At 72.0% G+C, this 14,095-nt stretch carries 15 protein-coding genes; 6 read left to right on the top strand and 9 right to left on the bottom strand.

Annotated features, from left to right (window positions below):
* Positions 1–4 precede the first annotated feature (4 nt).
* Positions 5–901: a LysR family transcriptional regulator gene (locus AB0J55_RS32175; RefSeq protein ID WP_364256921.1), complete on the bottom strand. Its 897-nt coding sequence runs from the start codon at positions 899–901 to the stop codon at positions 5–7.
* A gap of 62 nt (positions 902–963) precedes the next feature.
* Here AB0J55_RS32175 and AB0J55_RS32180 point away from each other — a divergent pair, with 62 nt between their 5' ends.
* Complete coding sequence (locus tag AB0J55_RS32180) at positions 964–2,142, top strand: MFS transporter (protein WP_364256924.1); 1,179 nt, start codon at positions 964–966, stop codon at positions 2,140–2,142.
* Between the two features lie 3 nt (positions 2,143–2,145).
* Here AB0J55_RS32180 and AB0J55_RS32185 read toward each other — a convergent pair whose 3' ends face one another.
* Entirely contained in the window at positions 2,146–2,790 is a 645-nt protein-coding gene (locus AB0J55_RS32185) for an O-methyltransferase (RefSeq protein ID WP_364256927.1), read from the bottom strand.
* 211 nt (positions 2,791–3,001) lie between these two features.
* Between AB0J55_RS32185 and sigE the strand changes: the two genes are divergently transcribed.
* Positions 3,002–3,592 carry an RNA polymerase sigma factor SigE gene (gene sigE / locus AB0J55_RS32190; protein WP_364257074.1) on the top strand — a complete coding sequence of 197 codons (591 nt, stop codon included), beginning with the start codon at positions 3,002–3,004 and terminating at the stop codon, positions 3,590–3,592.
* Positions 3,589–4,239: a hypothetical protein gene (locus tag AB0J55_RS32195; RefSeq protein ID WP_364256930.1), complete on the top strand. Its 651-nt coding sequence runs from the start codon at positions 3,589–3,591 to the stop codon at positions 4,237–4,239. The genes sigE and AB0J55_RS32195 overlap by 4 nt, the downstream gene beginning before the upstream one ends.
* 102 nt (positions 4,240–4,341) lie before the next feature.
* On the opposite strand, the gene AB0J55_RS32200 is transcribed toward AB0J55_RS32195, so the two are convergent.
* Together AB0J55_RS32200 and AB0J55_RS32205 are read right to left on the bottom strand one after the other, a co-directional pair.
* On the bottom strand, positions 4,342–5,559 hold the full coding sequence (locus tag AB0J55_RS32200; protein WP_364256933.1) for a DUF6596 domain-containing protein: 1,218 nt from the start codon (positions 5,557–5,559) through the stop codon (positions 4,342–4,344).
* On the bottom strand, positions 5,556–5,948 hold the full coding sequence (locus tag AB0J55_RS32205) for a YciI family protein (RefSeq protein WP_364257077.1): 393 nt from the start codon (positions 5,946–5,948) through the stop codon (positions 5,556–5,558). Before AB0J55_RS32205 ends, AB0J55_RS32200 begins: the two co-directional genes overlap by 4 nt.
* Before the next feature lie 238 nt (positions 5,949–6,186).
* Between AB0J55_RS32205 and AB0J55_RS32210 the strand changes: the two genes are divergently transcribed.
* Both AB0J55_RS32210 and tatB read left to right on the top strand, forming a co-directional pair.
* A complete protein-coding gene (locus AB0J55_RS32210) occupies positions 6,187–7,704 on the top strand; it encodes a trypsin-like peptidase domain-containing protein (protein ID WP_364256936.1) in 1,518 nt (505 codons plus the stop codon).
* Positions 7,705–7,780: 76 nt separating this feature from the next.
* Positions 7,781–8,227 (top strand): Sec-independent protein translocase protein TatB, encoded by a 447-nt coding sequence (gene tatB, locus AB0J55_RS32215; RefSeq protein ID WP_364256939.1) that lies wholly within the window; start codon positions 7,781–7,783, stop codon positions 8,225–8,227.
* Positions 8,228–8,414: 187 nt separating this feature from the next.
* On the opposite strand, the gene AB0J55_RS32220 is transcribed toward tatB, so the two are convergent.
* The 4 genes from AB0J55_RS32220 to AB0J55_RS32235 are packed head-to-tail and all read right to left on the bottom strand — an operon-like array spanning position 8,415 to position 12,326.
* Positions 8,415–9,560: a P-loop NTPase gene (locus tag AB0J55_RS32220; RefSeq protein WP_364256942.1), complete on the bottom strand. Its 1,146-nt coding sequence runs from the start codon at positions 9,558–9,560 to the stop codon at positions 8,415–8,417.
* Between the two features lie 10 nt (positions 9,561–9,570).
* Entirely contained in the window at positions 9,571–10,071 is a 501-nt protein-coding gene (locus AB0J55_RS32225; RefSeq protein WP_364256945.1) for a DUF1003 domain-containing protein, read from the bottom strand.
* Positions 10,064–11,341, bottom strand: coding sequence for a CBS domain-containing protein (locus AB0J55_RS32230; protein WP_364256948.1), 1,278 nt, complete (start codon positions 11,339–11,341; stop codon positions 10,064–10,066). Before AB0J55_RS32230 ends, AB0J55_RS32225 begins: the two co-directional genes overlap by 8 nt.
* A gap of 10 nt (positions 11,342–11,351) precedes the next feature.
* Positions 11,352–12,326 (bottom strand): aminoglycoside phosphotransferase family protein, encoded by a 975-nt coding sequence (locus AB0J55_RS32235; protein ID WP_364256951.1) that lies wholly within the window; start codon positions 12,324–12,326, stop codon positions 11,352–11,354.
* A 92-nt stretch (positions 12,327–12,418) separates the two neighbouring features.
* Between AB0J55_RS32235 and AB0J55_RS32240 the strand changes: the two genes are divergently transcribed.
* The gene (locus AB0J55_RS32240) at positions 12,419–13,276 is read left to right on the top strand and encodes a slipin family protein (protein ID WP_364256954.1); all 858 of its coding nucleotides are present in this window, start codon (positions 12,419–12,421) and stop codon (positions 13,274–13,276) included.
* Here the strand turns inward: AB0J55_RS32240 and AB0J55_RS32245 are convergent.
* On the bottom strand, positions 13,273–14,061 hold the full coding sequence (locus AB0J55_RS32245; RefSeq protein WP_364256957.1) for a DUF4190 domain-containing protein: 789 nt from the start codon (positions 14,059–14,061) through the stop codon (positions 13,273–13,275). The genes AB0J55_RS32240 and AB0J55_RS32245 overlap by 4 nt on opposite strands.
* Between the last annotated feature and the right edge of the window lie 34 nt (positions 14,062–14,095).

Consider the following 14,095-nt stretch of genomic DNA (forward strand, 5'->3'; position numbering starts at 1 on the left):
GCCGTCAGCGCTGCCCGGCCAGGACGTGGTCGCGGAAGCCAGTGACCGCCGGGGTCATCGGCTCCTCCGCCCGCCACACCAGCCCGATCGTCCGGTAGGGCGGCGGCGACAGCGGTACCTCCGCCACGCCCGCCGGGCTGCCCGGGCCGAAGCGCGGCAGCAGCGCCACCCCCAGGCCCGCCGCCACCAGGCCGCGAACGGTGTCCGACTCCTGGCCCTCGAACGCGATCCGCGGCGTGAAGCCCGCTGCCGCGCAGAGCTCGTCCGTCAGCGTCCGCACGCCGTACCCCTGCTCCAGCAGCACGAACTCCTCGTCCGCCAGCTCGGCCACGCGCACCGACTCCCGGCCGGCCAGCCGGTGGCCCGCCGGGACCGACAGCAGGATCTCCTCGTCCACCAGGCCCGCGCAGGCCAGCGCCGGAACGGCCGGCAGCGGCGCCACCAGCGCGAGGTCGAGTTCGCCGCCCACCAGCCGGTCGACCATGTCCTGCCGCGAGCCCTGCACCAGCGTGAACCGCACCCCCGGGTAGCGCGCCCGGTACCCGCGCAGCAGCGAAGGCACCAGTGACCGCCCGAGCAGGTGCAGGAACCCCAGCACGACGTGCCCCGACTCCGGCGATACCTCTTCGCGCGCCAGCCGGACACCGGTGTCGACCGCCGCCATCCCGCGTTCGGCCGCCTCGGCCAGGAGTTCGGCCACGCGGGTCAGCCGGATGCCGCGGCCGTCGGGCACGGTCAGCGGCGCCCCGAGCGCGTCGGCCAGCGCGGCGAGCCGGCGGCTGACCGTCGGCTGCGGCACGCCCAGCAGCTCGGCCGCGCGTGTGACGTTCCTCGTCTCTCGGAGCGCGGCGAGCAACGGCAGGTGCGGCACGACCTGCGCGGACAGCGAGTCATACGTCATCGCATCGATTCTGCCGCATGGCTGCATTGGACGTATTGATTAGCGCTGCTTACTTTCGGGTGGTGACCTCCACCCGCCGAGTCAAGACCGCCGTCGCCGCGGCGGGGATCTCCTCGTTCGCCCTGCTCTACGCGCCGCAGCCGGTGCTGCCGCAGCTCGCCGCGCAGTACCACCTCGATCCCGGCGGCGCGGCGCTCGCGGTCAGCGTCGCGACCGGTGCGCTCGCCGTCGCCGTCCTGCCGATCGCGGCGCTGTCCGAGGTGATCGGACGGCGTCCGGTGATCCTGACGTCGGTCATCGCGTCGGTCGTGCTCGGGCTGCTGCTGCCGCTGATGCCGACGTATCCGGCGTTGCTGGTGCTGCGCGCGCTTCAGGGCGTGGCGATCGCCGGGTTTCCGGGGGTGGCGGCCGCGTACCTGGCCGAACGCCTCGGGCGCGCGGGTGTCGCGGCTGCGGTCGGCGCGATGATCGCGGGGAACACGATCGGCGGCATGCTCGGGCGGCTGGCCAGCGGGTTCAGTGCCGGTCCGCTCGGGTGGCGGGGTGCGCTGTTGGCCGTCGCGGCGGTGGGGGCGGTGTGCTCGGCGGTCACGGTCCTGACGCTGCCGCCGGGGCGTCGTGCGGGGCGTGCCGGGGGCGTCGGACGGGGGTTGCTGACGGCGTTGAGCAAGCCGGTGCTGCTGGCCCAGTACGCGGTGGCGTTGCTGGCGATGGGATCGTTCGTCGCGCTGTACAACGCAGCCGGGTTCCGGCTGACCGGCCACCCCCTCGACCTGTCGCCGGCGATCGCGTCCCTGGTGTTCCTGGCGTACGCGACCGGCTCGGTGTCCTCGGCGGCGGCCGGGCGGCTGGTGGCCCGGGTGGGGCGGCGGCGGGCCTTGATCGGCGCGTTGCTGCTGACGGCGGCCGGGGCGACGCTGACGCTGCCGGACTCGTTGCCGCTGGTCATCGCGGGTTTCTTGGTGCTGACGTGCGCGTTCTTCGCGGCCCACGCGGTGGCCAACGGCTGGGCGGCGGCGGACGCGCCGGAGAACGCGCGCGGCCAGGTGGGCGGCACGTACACGGCGACGTACTACCTGGGCAGCAGCGTCGGCGGGGCGGCCGGGGCGTGGGTTTACGGACACGCCGGCTGGCCGTGGCTGGTCGCTGTCGTGGCGGTGTGGCTGCTGCTCGCGGTGGCGGCGGTGGGAGCCGGGACGCGGGTGCGGGCGGAGCGGCTCGAGCTGGTGAGGGCCGGCTGAGACTCAGGTAGCCGCGCCCACCAGCAGGCCGCCGCCCACCGGGAGCAGGGCCGGGACCAGGCGTTCGTCCTCCCGGAACGCCCGGGCCACCTCCCGCAGCGCCATTGTCTCCGGATCGCGGTGGGCCGGGTCGATCACCCGGCCGCCCGCCAGCACGTTGTGGAACGCGATGATCCCGCCGCGCCGCAGCAGCGAAACGCCCAGCTCGTAGCACCCCGGGTACTCGATGTGCGCCGAGTCGACGAACACCAGGTCGTAGCCACCCGGGGTCAGCCGCTGCAGCACGTCCAGCGCGCGCCCGATGATCAAGCGCGTCCGGCCCGGGGCGAACCCGGCCTCGCGGAACGTCGTGCGCGCTGCTCGCTGGTACTCCGGCTCGACGTCGATGCTGGTCAGGACGCCGTCCGGGGCCATTCCGCGCAGCAGGCTCAGGCCGCTCACCCCCGCGCCCGTGCCCACCTCGACGACCGCCTTCGCGCGCAGCGTCGCGGCCAGGAAACGCAACGTCGCGCCCGCACCCTCGCTCAGGGGGGTGCAGCCCAGGTCCTCGGCCCGTGCTCGGGCCGCGGACAGCACCTCGTCGTCGGGCAGGTACCCGTCGACGAACCCGGAATCGGCCGGTGCGGCCGCAGGGGTGGGCGTGTTCACGCACGGAGGTTAGCGTTGGTTGTCGATAAATCCGCGCAGGCTCCCTGGTAAGCACCCGGGAAGAAGTTCTCAGCCTGCTCTCAGTCCAGTCTCACTAGAACCATAAGGAACCCGGAGAGACTGAAATCCGACCACACGGGAACACCGTGCCGAAGGCCCGCGTTGGGTGGAGCAGACAGGAGAAACGCAGATGGAGGTGCCTGCTCCCGCTATGCAGAACGCCGTTGCCGATGCCGGGGCCCAGCCGGTGACCCTGGACGAGGCGACCTGGACGCCGCCGTCCTGGGACGAGGTCGTGCGCGAACACGGTGACCGCGTCTACCGGCTCGCCTACCGCCTGACCGGCAACACCCACGACGCCGAGGACCTGACGCAGGAGACCTTCATCCGGGTGTTCCGCTCGCTGGCGTCCTACAAGCCCGGCACGTTCGAGGGCTGGCTGCACCGGATCACCACCAACCTGTTCCTGGACATGGCCCGCCGCCGCTCGCGCGTGCGGATGGAAGGCCTGCCCGACGACACCGACCGCATCGTGGGCGACGACCCGAGCCCCGAGCAGGTCTACTCGGACACCCACCTGGACCCGGACCTGCAGGCGGCGCTCGACGAGCTGCCCCCGGAGTTCCGCGCCGCCGTCGTGCTGTGCGACGTCGAGGGGCTGTCCTACGAGGAGATCGGCGCCACCCTGGGCGTCAAGCTGGGCACCGTCCGCAGCCGCATCCACCGCGGCCGTCAGGCGCTGCGCGCTTCGCTGGAGCGCCGTCGCGCCTACGCACCGCAGTCTGCGAAGGTGACGGTATGACCGCACCGCGAGGCTGGGGACTCCCCGAGTCGCACCTGCTGCCGGACGTCGTGGTGGCGTTCGTCGACGGCGAACTGACCCACGGCGCCCGCGACCGCGCGGCGTCGCACATCACCCGCTGCCCGGCGTGCGCCGCCGAGGTGCGCGCGCAGCGGCAGACCGGCGAGACGATCCGCCGCGCCGGAGCGCCGTCGATGTCGGCGGGGTTCCTGGCGAGCCTGCAGTCCATTCCCGAGCACACCGAGCTGCCGAGCAGCCCGGACAACCTGGCGATCACCGCGGACGGCCAGCTGGTCGCGGTCCAGCGCCCCGATCGGGTCGCCGGCCTGCGCGACGCGGGCGTCCTGGGCGGCGTGGCACCGCTGGGTTCGTCGGCCCCGCTGGGCCAGTCCCCGAACGTCCTGGGCGGCGGCCGCTTCAAGCGCCGCGCGGCGCAGGGCGCGGGCGTGGTGGTGTCCGGCCTGGTGCTGAGCGCACTGGCCCTGGTGGGCACGTCGGCCGACGGCGACGGCACGCCGGAGACGGGCGGCGGGGCGCCGCAGCCGGCGAACCTGCTGCCGGCCCAGATGGCGGTGCCGCAGCAACCGGCCGCCGTTTCGACGGCGCCGAGCACGACCCCGGTGGCGGTGCCGGCCGGCATCCGCTGAGCGCAGCCCCGCCCTCCCTGGTCCGGTGACCACCGAGAGTCGAGCTGATCCACGGGATGGCCTTGCCGGCCGAGGGCAGCGAGCTGAAGGACCCGCCGCGCTTCACCCGCCTGCTGGCCGGCCGTCTCGCGCACACCTTGTGGCGCGGGCCTGGAGATAACGCTGCTGAGGCAGGCTCATGGTGAGGCGGGCGGCGTGTTCGTAGGACACCCGGGCCGCCTCGCGGTCGCCGGACATTTCGAGCAGGTGCGCGCGGACCGAGTGCAGCCGGTGGTCCTTGGCCAGCGTTGTCTGCAGTGGGCCGAGCAGGTCCAGCCCGGCCTGGGGACTGTCGGCCATCGCGACCGCGACGACGTGGTTGAGCCGTACCACCGCGTTGTCGTTGATGCGCAGCAGTACTTCGTACAGGGCTTTGATCTGCGGCCAGTCGGTGTCCGCGGACGTGGGTGCCTCGTCGTGGACGGCGGCGATGGCGGCCTGCAACTGGTACGGGCCGGTCGGCCCGTGGGGAAGCGCGCCGCTGAGCAACGCGACGCCCTCGGTGATGAACCCGGTGTTCCACCGGCTCCGGTCTTGTTCGTCCATCGGGATCATGCCGCCGTCCGGGCCCGTGCGGGCCGGCCGGCGGGCGTCGACCAGCAGCATGAGCGCCAGCAGCCCGGTGACCTCGGGGTCCTCGGGCAGCAGGCGGTGCACGATCCGGGTCAGCCGGATCGCCTCGGTGGACAACTCGGTGCGGTGCAGGTCCGGGCCGGCCGTGGTGGCGTAGCCCTCGTTGAAGATCAGGTACAGCACGTGCAGGACGGCGCCGAGCCGTTCGCCGCGGTCGGCCGGCATGCCGAAGGGGATGCCGCTGTCCTTGACGGCCTGCTTGGCGCGGGTGATCCGCCGGGTCATCGTCGACTCCGGTACCAGGAACGCGCGGGCGATCTCGGCCGTGGTGAGACCGCCGACCGCGCGGAGCGTCAGCGCGATCTGGGACGCCGGGGACAACGCCGGGTGACAGCACAGGAACAGCAGGATCAGTGTGTCGTCGAAGTCCGCAACGGGTCCGGTGGGGACCGGCCGCTGGTCGAGTTCGCGGCGGTGCCGGGCCTGCTCCGCCCGCAGCAGGTCGGTGAGCCGGCGCGACGCGGCCGTGATCAGCCAGGCCTTCGGGTTGTCCGGGACCCCCTCGGCCGGCCACTGCCGGGCGGCCGCGATCAACGCCTCCTGCACGGCGTCCTCGGCGGTGTCGAAATGGCCGTAGCGCCGGACGACCGCGCCGAGGACCTGCGGCGCCAGCTCACGCAGCAGGCCCTCGGCGAAACGGTCGTTCACTCCAGCGACTCGGCCGCGGACCCGGCGATCGGCCGGATGTCCACGTGCAGGTCGTGCACGAACGTGGCGCCTGCCGGGTGGGGGGTGTTGACGAGTCGGGCGGCGATCTCGGTGGCCCGGTCGTAGCTGACGCAGTCGACGATGGTGTATCCGCCGAGCACCTCCTGGGTCTCCGCGTAGGGCCCGTCGGTGACCACCGGGACGCCGTCCTTGAGCGAGACCCGCCGCGCGTGGACGGGCGGGGTGAGGCCGTGCGCGTCGACGAACTCACCGGACTCGACCAGGTCGTTGTTCCACTTCGCCATGAACTGGTGCAGCGCGGCCGCGTCCTGGGGGGACCAGCCGGCCATCATGTCCAGGTCCTGCTGGGTCAACGACAACATGATCATGTACTTCACGTTCGTGTCCTCTCCACTGGGAACCATTCAGCGGAGACGTCGGAGTCGAGCCGCCGGTCCGGACACGAAGTCTAGTGACGGGGACCACGGTTGATCCCCGACGAAAACCGCCGCTGACGGCGGTGGGCAACCGACCCAAGAAACAGCCACTTCACCCGCCGACCGGCAGACTCGGAGCACTGGGCTTGGGTATCGTCACGCCCAGCCACCTGATCTTCTGCACCGGGGAATGATGACCGAGCCGAACGTGAATCCCGAGCAGCCCGGCGCGCGCGAAGCCGACCGGCTGGGCCCGCGGCCGCTCGCGCGGCCGGCCGTCGATCCGGCGCAGGCCGCCGTGTTCGGCAGGCCGCAGGGGGTCGACGGGGCGTTCGACAAGCTCTACACCCCGCAGAAGACCAACGGCGTCAACCTCGCCCCGCCCGCGCCCGAATCGCTCGCCGAGGCGTTCCGGCGGCCGCCCGGGGCCGAGGGGGTCCTGCTCGAACGTCCGCGGGAAGCCACCGGTGACGCGCCGGACGCCGAGCCGCCGCTGTGGACCGGCACCCGTGATCCGTGGCGCGATCCCGGGGCCGCCGCGGTGCTCTCCGGGCCCGCCGTGCCCGCCGAAGACGACGAGAAGCCCGTCAAACGGCCGCCCGGGGCGCTGCTCAGCCTGCCCGAGGTGCTCTTCGGGCGGCGCGTGCAGCCGAAGGCGCTCGTCCTGCTCGGCGTCGTCGCGCTGCTCGTCGGCGCGGCCGGCGGCTTCGTCGGCTGGTGGGTCGGCGACACCGGCACCGAGCTCACCGGCTCCGCCACCATCTCCGAAGCCGAAGCGGGCAAGGAACGGCCGGCCGGCTCGGTCGCCGACATCGCCAAGCGCGTCGCGCCCGCCGTCGTCTCGCTCGAGGTGTACAAGCCCGGCGCCGAATCCGGGGAGCAGGGCTCCGGCGTCATGATCGACCCGCAGGGCTACGTCCTCACCAACGAGCACGTCATCGCCTCCGCCGCCGCGGACCCGGGCGTCAAGGTCACCGCCGTCTTCATCGACGGCACCCGCACCGAGGCCAAGCTGGTCGGCGCGGACCAGAAGACCGACCTCGCCGTCGTGAAGGTGAACGTCACCAACCCGACCGTGCTGCAGATCGGCAAGTCCGCGGACCTGCAGGTCGGCGACACGGTGATGGCGATCGGCTCGCCGCTGGCCCTGCAGAATTCGGTGACCGCGGGCATCGTCAGCGCCCTGAACCGGCCGATCACCGCGGGCGGCGACAACGGCGCCCCGCCGGTGACCTACGAGGCCATCCAGACCGACGCCGCGATCAACCACGGCAACTCGGGCGGCGCTCTCGTCGACTCCACCGGCGCGCTGGTCGGCATCAACTCGTCGATCCGCTCGGCCGGCGCGGACGGCGGCAGCATCGGCATCGGCTTCGCCATCCCGAGCGACTACGCGATCAAGATCGCCAAGGCCCTGATCAAGGACGGCAAGGTCCAGCACGCCGACATCGGCATCAACGCGTCCTCGACGGTCGCGGGCTCGTCGACGATGGGCGCCCAGGTGAAGAACGTCGCCCCGGGCGGCCCAGCGGCGAACGCGGGCATCAAGGAGGGCGACGTGATCACGAAGATCGGCAACCGCCTCGTACGCGACTCCGCGGAGTTGACGGTCGCGGTCCGCGCGCACGACGTCGGCGAAGTGGTCCCGGTGTCCCTCGCCCGCGACGGCGCGAGCTTCGTCGTGGACGTAACCCTGGCTTCCGACTGAGTTCCCGCGTTCGGCCTGCCGCCGCGCAGGCCGGGACGGGTAACCTGAGCGGGTAGGTTCCGAGCGGAGGTAGACGGTGTTCGACAGTGTCGGATGGGGGGAAATCCTCGTCCTCATCATCGCCGGTCTCTTCATCCTCGGCCCGGAACGGCTGCCGGAGGCAGCATCCTGGCTCGCGAAGAGCGTGCGCAAGGTCCGCGAGTTCGCCACGGGCGCAAAGGAGCAGCTCCGCGAGGAGATGGGCCCGGAGTTCGACCAGCTGCGCAAGCCCCTGGAGGACCTGCGCGGCCTGCGCAACTTCGACCCGAAGCGAGTGGTGACCCAGCACCTCTTCGACGGCGACGCAGACCCCCTGGGCCTCAAGGGCATCACAAACGGCAGCCCCAACCTGACCGGAACCAACGGGACCAACGGCTCGAACGGAACCAACGGCTCAAACGGCTACCTGGCCGGCCAGACCCAGTCCGCCCCAGAGCCCCTGAAGCCAGGCGAGCGCCCCCCAATAGACCCGGACGCCACGTAAAAAAAGGCGAGCCGCCCGAGCAAACCGCACCACGGCGCCACCGAGGCCCTCCCGCAACCCCGATCCGAAGCCAGAACACGGCCGGTAGTACCGGGTCAAGGCACGCTTTCCCGCCTTGACGCGGTGCTACCGGCCGTAGTCACAATCGAGCTTCGGGGTGGAGAAAACAGAACTCCCCAAGGGCCGCTCAGCGGCCCGCAGGAGTCACGTTCAGCATCATCCCCGCCAACCCACGAGCCTTAACGGTCAGCTTCTTAGCCGCATCCTTCAGCACAACCGCAGCCGGAGCCTCAGGATCGGAAAGCACCAACGGCTCCCCCGCATCACCCTGGGCAACCATCCGCGGGTCCATCGGCACCTGACCGAGCAGCGGAACCTCCGACCCGATCGACTTCGTCAGCGAATCAGCCACGGTCTGACCCCCACCGGACCCGAACAGCTCCAGCCGCGACCCATCCGCCTGCTCCAGCCACGACATGTTCTCGATGACCCCGGCCACCCGCTGCCGCGTCTGCAACGCGATCGCCCCGGCCCGCTCGGCCACCTCGGCGGCAGCCTGCTGCGGAGTCGTCACCACCAGAATCTCCGCGTTCGGAATCAGCTGAGCCACCGAGATCGCGATGTCACCAGTACCCGGCGGAAGGTCCAGCAGCAGGATGTCCAGATCCCCCCAGAACACATCAGCCAGGAACTGCTGCAACGCCCGGTGCAGCATCGGCCCCCGCCACACCACCGGCGTGTTCCCCGGCGTGAACATCCCGATCGAGATCACCTTCACACCGTGAGCCTGCGGCGGCATGATCATCGTGTCGACCTTGGTCGGCTTCTCACGCGCACCCAGCATCCGCGGAATCGAGTGGCCGTAGATATCCGCGTCCACGACACCCACCGACAGCCCACGCGCGGCCATCGCCGCCGCCAGGTTCACCGTCACCGACGACTTGCCCACGCCACCCTTGCCCGACGCCACGCAGTACACCCGCGTCATCGACCCCGGCTGCGCGAACGGAATCACCGGCTCGGCAGCATCCCCGCGCAGCGACTTCCGCAGCTCGGACCGCTGCTCGTCACTCATGACGTCGAGCTCCACGCGAACGTCCACGACGCCCGGGAGCTTCGAAACCGCGTCGCGAGTGTCGTTGGTCAGCGTCGCCTTCAGGGGACACCCGGCCACCGTCAGGTAGATCCCGACGGTCACCACGCCGTCGGCACCGACGACCACGTCCTTGACCATCCCCAGGTCCGTGATGGGTTTCCGGATCTCGGGATCTTGCACGCTCTTCAGCGCGCTGCGGACATCGTCGACGCTGGGGAGCTGCTGCGTACTGGTCACCCCATCCATGTTACGTACCGGTAGGGGTCCGGGACTTCTTGGGCTTTACGTCCAGGTCCTCCCGCAGCCGGTCCAGCTCGCTGCGCAGGTAGTCGCGCGTCGCCACCTCGCCGATCGCCAGCCGCAGCGCCGCCAGCTCGCGGGCCAGGTACTCCGTGTCCGCCTTCGTCTGCGCCGCCCGGTTCCGGTCCTCTTCCAGGGAGACGCGGTCGCGGTCGTCCTGGCGGTTCTGCGCCAGCAGGATCAACGGTGCCGCGTACGCCGCCTGCGTCGAAAACGCCAGGTTGAGCAGGATGAACGGGTACGGGTCCCACTGCAGCGACACCGCCGTGATGTTCAGCACGACCCAGACGATCACGATCAGCGTCTGCCAGAACAGGTACTTGCCGGTGCCCAGGAACCGGGCCAGCCGTTCGGAGAGCCGGCCGAAGGTGTCCGGGTCGATGTTCAGCCTGAACCGGTTCTGGCCGCGGGGCTGGTCGAGCCGCCGTCCCGAAGTCGGCTCAGGCACGGTCTTCCTCCAAGGTGTCGTGCAGCCCGGTCTCCCGCCAGTCCTCGGGCAGCAGGTGGTCGAGGACGTCGTCGACGGTGACCGCGCCGATCAGGTGGTCCTCGGTGTCGACGACCGGCCCGCAGGTCAGGTTGTAGGCCGCGAAGTACCGCGTGACCTCGGCCAGCGACGCCCCCGGTTTCAGCGGCGGCAGGCCGGTGTCGACGGCGCTGGCGACCAGCTCCGCCGGCGGCTCGCGGAGCAGCCGCTGGAAGTGCACCACGCCGACGTACCGCCCGGTCGGCGTCGCGGTCGGCGGGCGGCAGACGAACACCATGCTGGCCAGCGCCGGCGGCAGCTCGGCGTTGCGGATGTGGGCCAGCGCCTCCGCGATCGTCGTGTCCGGGGTCAGCACCACCGGCTCCGGCGTCATCAGGCCGCCCGCGGTGTCGGACGAGTACTCCAGCAGCCGCCGGACCGGCGCGGACTCCTCCGGCTCCATCAGCTCCAGCAGCCGGCTCTGGTCGGCCGGCGCCAGCTCGGCCAGCAGGTCGGCGGCGTCGTCCGGGTTCATCGCCTCCAGGACGTCGGCCGCGCGCTCCTCGGCCAGGTAGGCCAGCAGTTCCTTCTGGTCGTCGTCCGGCAGTTCCTCGATGACGTCGGCGAGGCGCTCGTCGTCCATCGCGTCGGCGACCTCGTGCCGCCGCTTGAGCGGCAGGTCCCGGACGGTCGCGGCGATGTCCGCCGGGCGCATGGTGTCGAACAGCATGAGCAGCTGGCCGGCGCCCTGCGGCTGGACGGCGAGGTCGGACAGGCCCAGCCCGGCCACCTCCGACCACGGCAGCACCTGCATCGCCGACCGGCGGCGGCCCAGCCCGACCCGCCGCTCCCGGATGGCGAGCTTCGCCAGCACCCAGTCGCGGGTGCGGGTCGGCTCCATCCCGGCGTCGACGACGGTGATCCGGGTGCCGGACCCGGCCAGCGACGCGTGCGCGTCGAGCAGCTGGCCGAGCACCAGGACCTCGTTGGGCCGCTGGTTGAACTGGCGCATGTTGACCGAGCCGGTGGCGAGCGTCACCGCCGTCGGCTCGATCGAGGTGACCCGCAGCATCGGGACGAAGACGCGCCGCCGCGTGGTCAGTTCGACGACCAGGCCGAGGATCCGCGGCGGCTGGGCGTCCAGCCGCAGCCCGGCGACCAGGTCGCGGACCCGGCCGATCGACTCGCCGTCCGGGCCGAATACCGGCAACCCGGACAGCTGAGCTGCGAAAACCCTGTTGACCCCGGCCATGCCGCTGACACTATCGGCTGGCTGCCCAGGGAGCGATTTCCGCCACCGGAATCGTTTCGGGGGTCCGGGTGGCGGAGCCCCCGGCCCGGGGCGAAGCCCCGGATGTCACTGTGAGAAAGGCCGGGTCGTCGCTGTCCTCGCCGGACTCCGTGTACTCCTCGAGCATCCAGATCCAGTTCTGCACGGCCCGCACGAGCGTCCACGCCCGCGCCTTCTCCGCGTCCAGCTCCTGCGAGGCGACGATCAGCGCGAACCGTTCGTCCAGTGTGGACTCGGTGAAGCGGTTCCAGAACAGCGGGACGACGCCCCACTCGAGGTCGCCGGCCAGCGGCTTCGGGTCGATCACCAGCCACGGCTCGCGCGTCCCGGCCAGCACGTTCTGGAAGTGGAGATCCTCGTTCACCAGCAGTTCCTCCGCCGACGGCCCGAGTTCGCGGCAGATCGCGACGGCGTCGTCGACGAGCCGCTTCTCGAAGGGCCCGCCGAGGTCCGCCCAGCGACGGGGGAGTTCCTCGGTCAGCCGCGCCGCCTCGGACCGCAGCCGCCGCCGCATCGACGCCGGTGCGGGGACGGCCAGGCGCCGCGCGAGGCCGCCGATGAGCGGGATCGCCGAGCGCAGCGGAAGGTCGTCGAGGGTGCGCCCGGCGTCGAGCCGTTCGAGCAGCAGGACGCCGTCCTCCGGCGCGGAGTCCAGCAGCAGCACCGCACCCCGACCGGCCCATGTGGACAGTGCGAGCGGCTCGTCGGCGGACTCCGCGTCGCGCCAGCCCAGCTTCAGCACCACCGGCGTGCCGTCGGGCAGGCGCGCGGGCTGGACCACGCCGACGTAGCCGTGCATCGCCTCGCCCTCGAACGTCAGGTTCCACTTCCGGGCGTACTCCGCGGCGAGGTCCGGCAGGGCCGCCAGCCACGGGACGGCGCCGTCGCCGAGCACGCGCGGCGCCCGGGCGGCGAACAGCGGGGGGATGCGAAGGCCGGTCACCACCCCAGCCTGGCAGCCGCGCCGAGCGCATTTCGTCGGCCCCCCGGCGGGCGTACGCTGGGCTTTCAGGGGGAAACGCAACCCCGGGAGCAGCCATGGTGGTGGAGATTCTCAGCGCCGTCGTCATCGCGGGCGGGGCCTGGCTCGCGTCCAGCCTGCGGGTGGTGAAGCAGTACGAACGCGGGCTCGTCTACCGGTTCGGCCGGGTGCGGTCGCGGGTGCGGGAACCGGGACTGGCGGTGCTCGTGCCGTTCGTCGACCGGATCCAGAAGGTCAACATGCAGATCGTGACCATGCCGGTCCCGGCCCAGGACGGCATCACCAGGGACAACGTCACGGTCCGGGTCGACGCGGTCGTCTACTTCAAGGTCATCGACCCGGTCGTCGCCGCGGTCAACGTCCAGGACTACCGGTCGGCGGTCGGCCAGGTCGCGCAGACGTCGCTGCGCTCGATCATCGGCAAGAGCGACCTCGACGACCTGCTCTCCAATCGCGAGCGCCTCAACGAGGGCCTGGAGCTGATGATCGACAGCCCGGCGCTGGACTGGGGCATCCACATCGACCGCGTCGAGATCAAGGACGTGGCGCTGCCGGAGGCGATGAAGCGCTCGATGTCGCGGCAGGCCGAGGCGGAGCGGGAACGGCGCGCGCGCGTCATCTCCGCCGACGGTGAGCTCCAGGCGTCGCACAAGCTCGCGCAGGCCGCGGCGACGATGGCCGACACCCCCTCGGCGTTGCAGCTGCGGCTGCTGGAGACCGTCGTGCAGGTGTCGTCGGAGAAGAACTCGACGCTGGTGCTGCCGTTCCCGGTGGAGCTGCTGCGGTTCCTCGACGCGCAGACGCCGAAGCCCGCGCCGCCGCCCGAACCGGCGGCCGAGCCGAAGCCGGAGGTGAACGGCCACGCGACGCCGTCGCCGCGCAGCCCCGGCGACGCGGTGCTGCCGGCGGACTAGCTGGGGAGAGTGCCGTCGGCGCCCAGGACGATCAGGGTGGTGAAGAACCCGATCCAGAGCGCGATGACGACGTAGCCGACGATCACGGCGGCCGTGGCCAGGCCGCGGCCGCCCGCTTCGCCGCGGTTGGTCTTGCTCAGCGCGATGTGGCCCATGACGAGCCCGGCGAGCGCGGTGACCCCGGAGCAGAAGCCGAGGATCGAGCACACCAGTGCGCCGATCGCCAGCGCGTTGTCCTGCCCGCGCGGGGCCGCGGCATAGGGCTGACCGTAGGGCAGGGGCTGCGCGTACGGCGAGGTGTACGGCTGTCCGTACGCCGGCGGGTACGGCTGCTGCTGGTAGGGCTGACCGGGCGGCGCGTACGGCGTGCCGGGGATGTGGGCGGCCGGGGTTTCGTAGGCACCGGGCGGCAGCTGACCGGGGAACTCCGCAGGGGTTCCGTACGGGCTGGACGGCTCGGCGGCAGGGGTGCCGTACGAGCTGGGCGGTACCTGCCCGGGCTGTTCGGCGGCGACGGTCGTGTCGGCGGCGGGGATCGCGCCGGGCGGCACCTGCCCGGGCTGTTCGGCGGAGGCGGCCGGGTCCGCGGCGGCCGGGGTGTCCGCGACCGGGCTTTCCGCGACGGTGGGCGTGTCCGTCGCGGGCGCTTCGGCGATGGTGGCGTCGCCGGCGGGCGGGTCGTACTTCTCCGGCGCGTAGGACGCCGCTTCCGCGGCCGGTGGCGGGTCGTAGGCCGCGGCCGGGTCGGCGGCCGGGCGGTCCTTGTCCCCGGAACTGTCGGTCATGGCGGCTCCCCCTCGTGCGTGTGGGGACCACGTT

The organism is Amycolatopsis sp. NPDC049688 (genome assembly GCF_040674975.1).
Lineage (GTDB): Bacteria > Actinomycetota > Actinomycetes > Mycobacteriales > Pseudonocardiaceae > Amycolatopsis.

Excerpts from the sequence above, each read along its gene's own strand:
- AB0J55_RS32175 (WP_364256921.1), bottom strand. The coding sequence starts at position 901 with ATGACGTATGACTCGCTGTCCGCGCAGGTCGTGCCGCACCTGCCGTTG.
- sigE (WP_364257074.1), top strand. The coding sequence starts at position 3,002 with ATGCAGAACGCCGTTGCCGATGCCGGGGCCCAGCCGGTGACCCTGGAC.
- AB0J55_RS32195 (WP_364256930.1), top strand. The coding sequence starts at position 3,589 with ATGACCGCACCGCGAGGCTGGGGACTCCCCGAGTCGCACCTGCTGCCG.
- AB0J55_RS32205 (WP_364257077.1), bottom strand. The coding sequence starts at position 5,948 with ATGATCATGTTGTCGTTGACCCAGCAGGACCTGGACATGATGGCCGGC.
- AB0J55_RS32210 (WP_364256936.1), top strand. The coding sequence starts at position 6,187 with ATGATGACCGAGCCGAACGTGAATCCCGAGCAGCCCGGCGCGCGCGAA.
- AB0J55_RS32230 (WP_364256948.1), bottom strand. The coding sequence starts at position 11,341 with ATGGCCGGGGTCAACAGGGTTTTCGCAGCTCAGCTGTCCGGGTTGCCG.
- AB0J55_RS32240 (WP_364256954.1), top strand. The coding sequence starts at position 12,419 with ATGGTGGTGGAGATTCTCAGCGCCGTCGTCATCGCGGGCGGGGCCTGG.
- AB0J55_RS32245 (WP_364256957.1), bottom strand. The coding sequence starts at position 14,061 with ATGACCGACAGTTCCGGGGACAAGGACCGCCCGGCCGCCGACCCGGCC.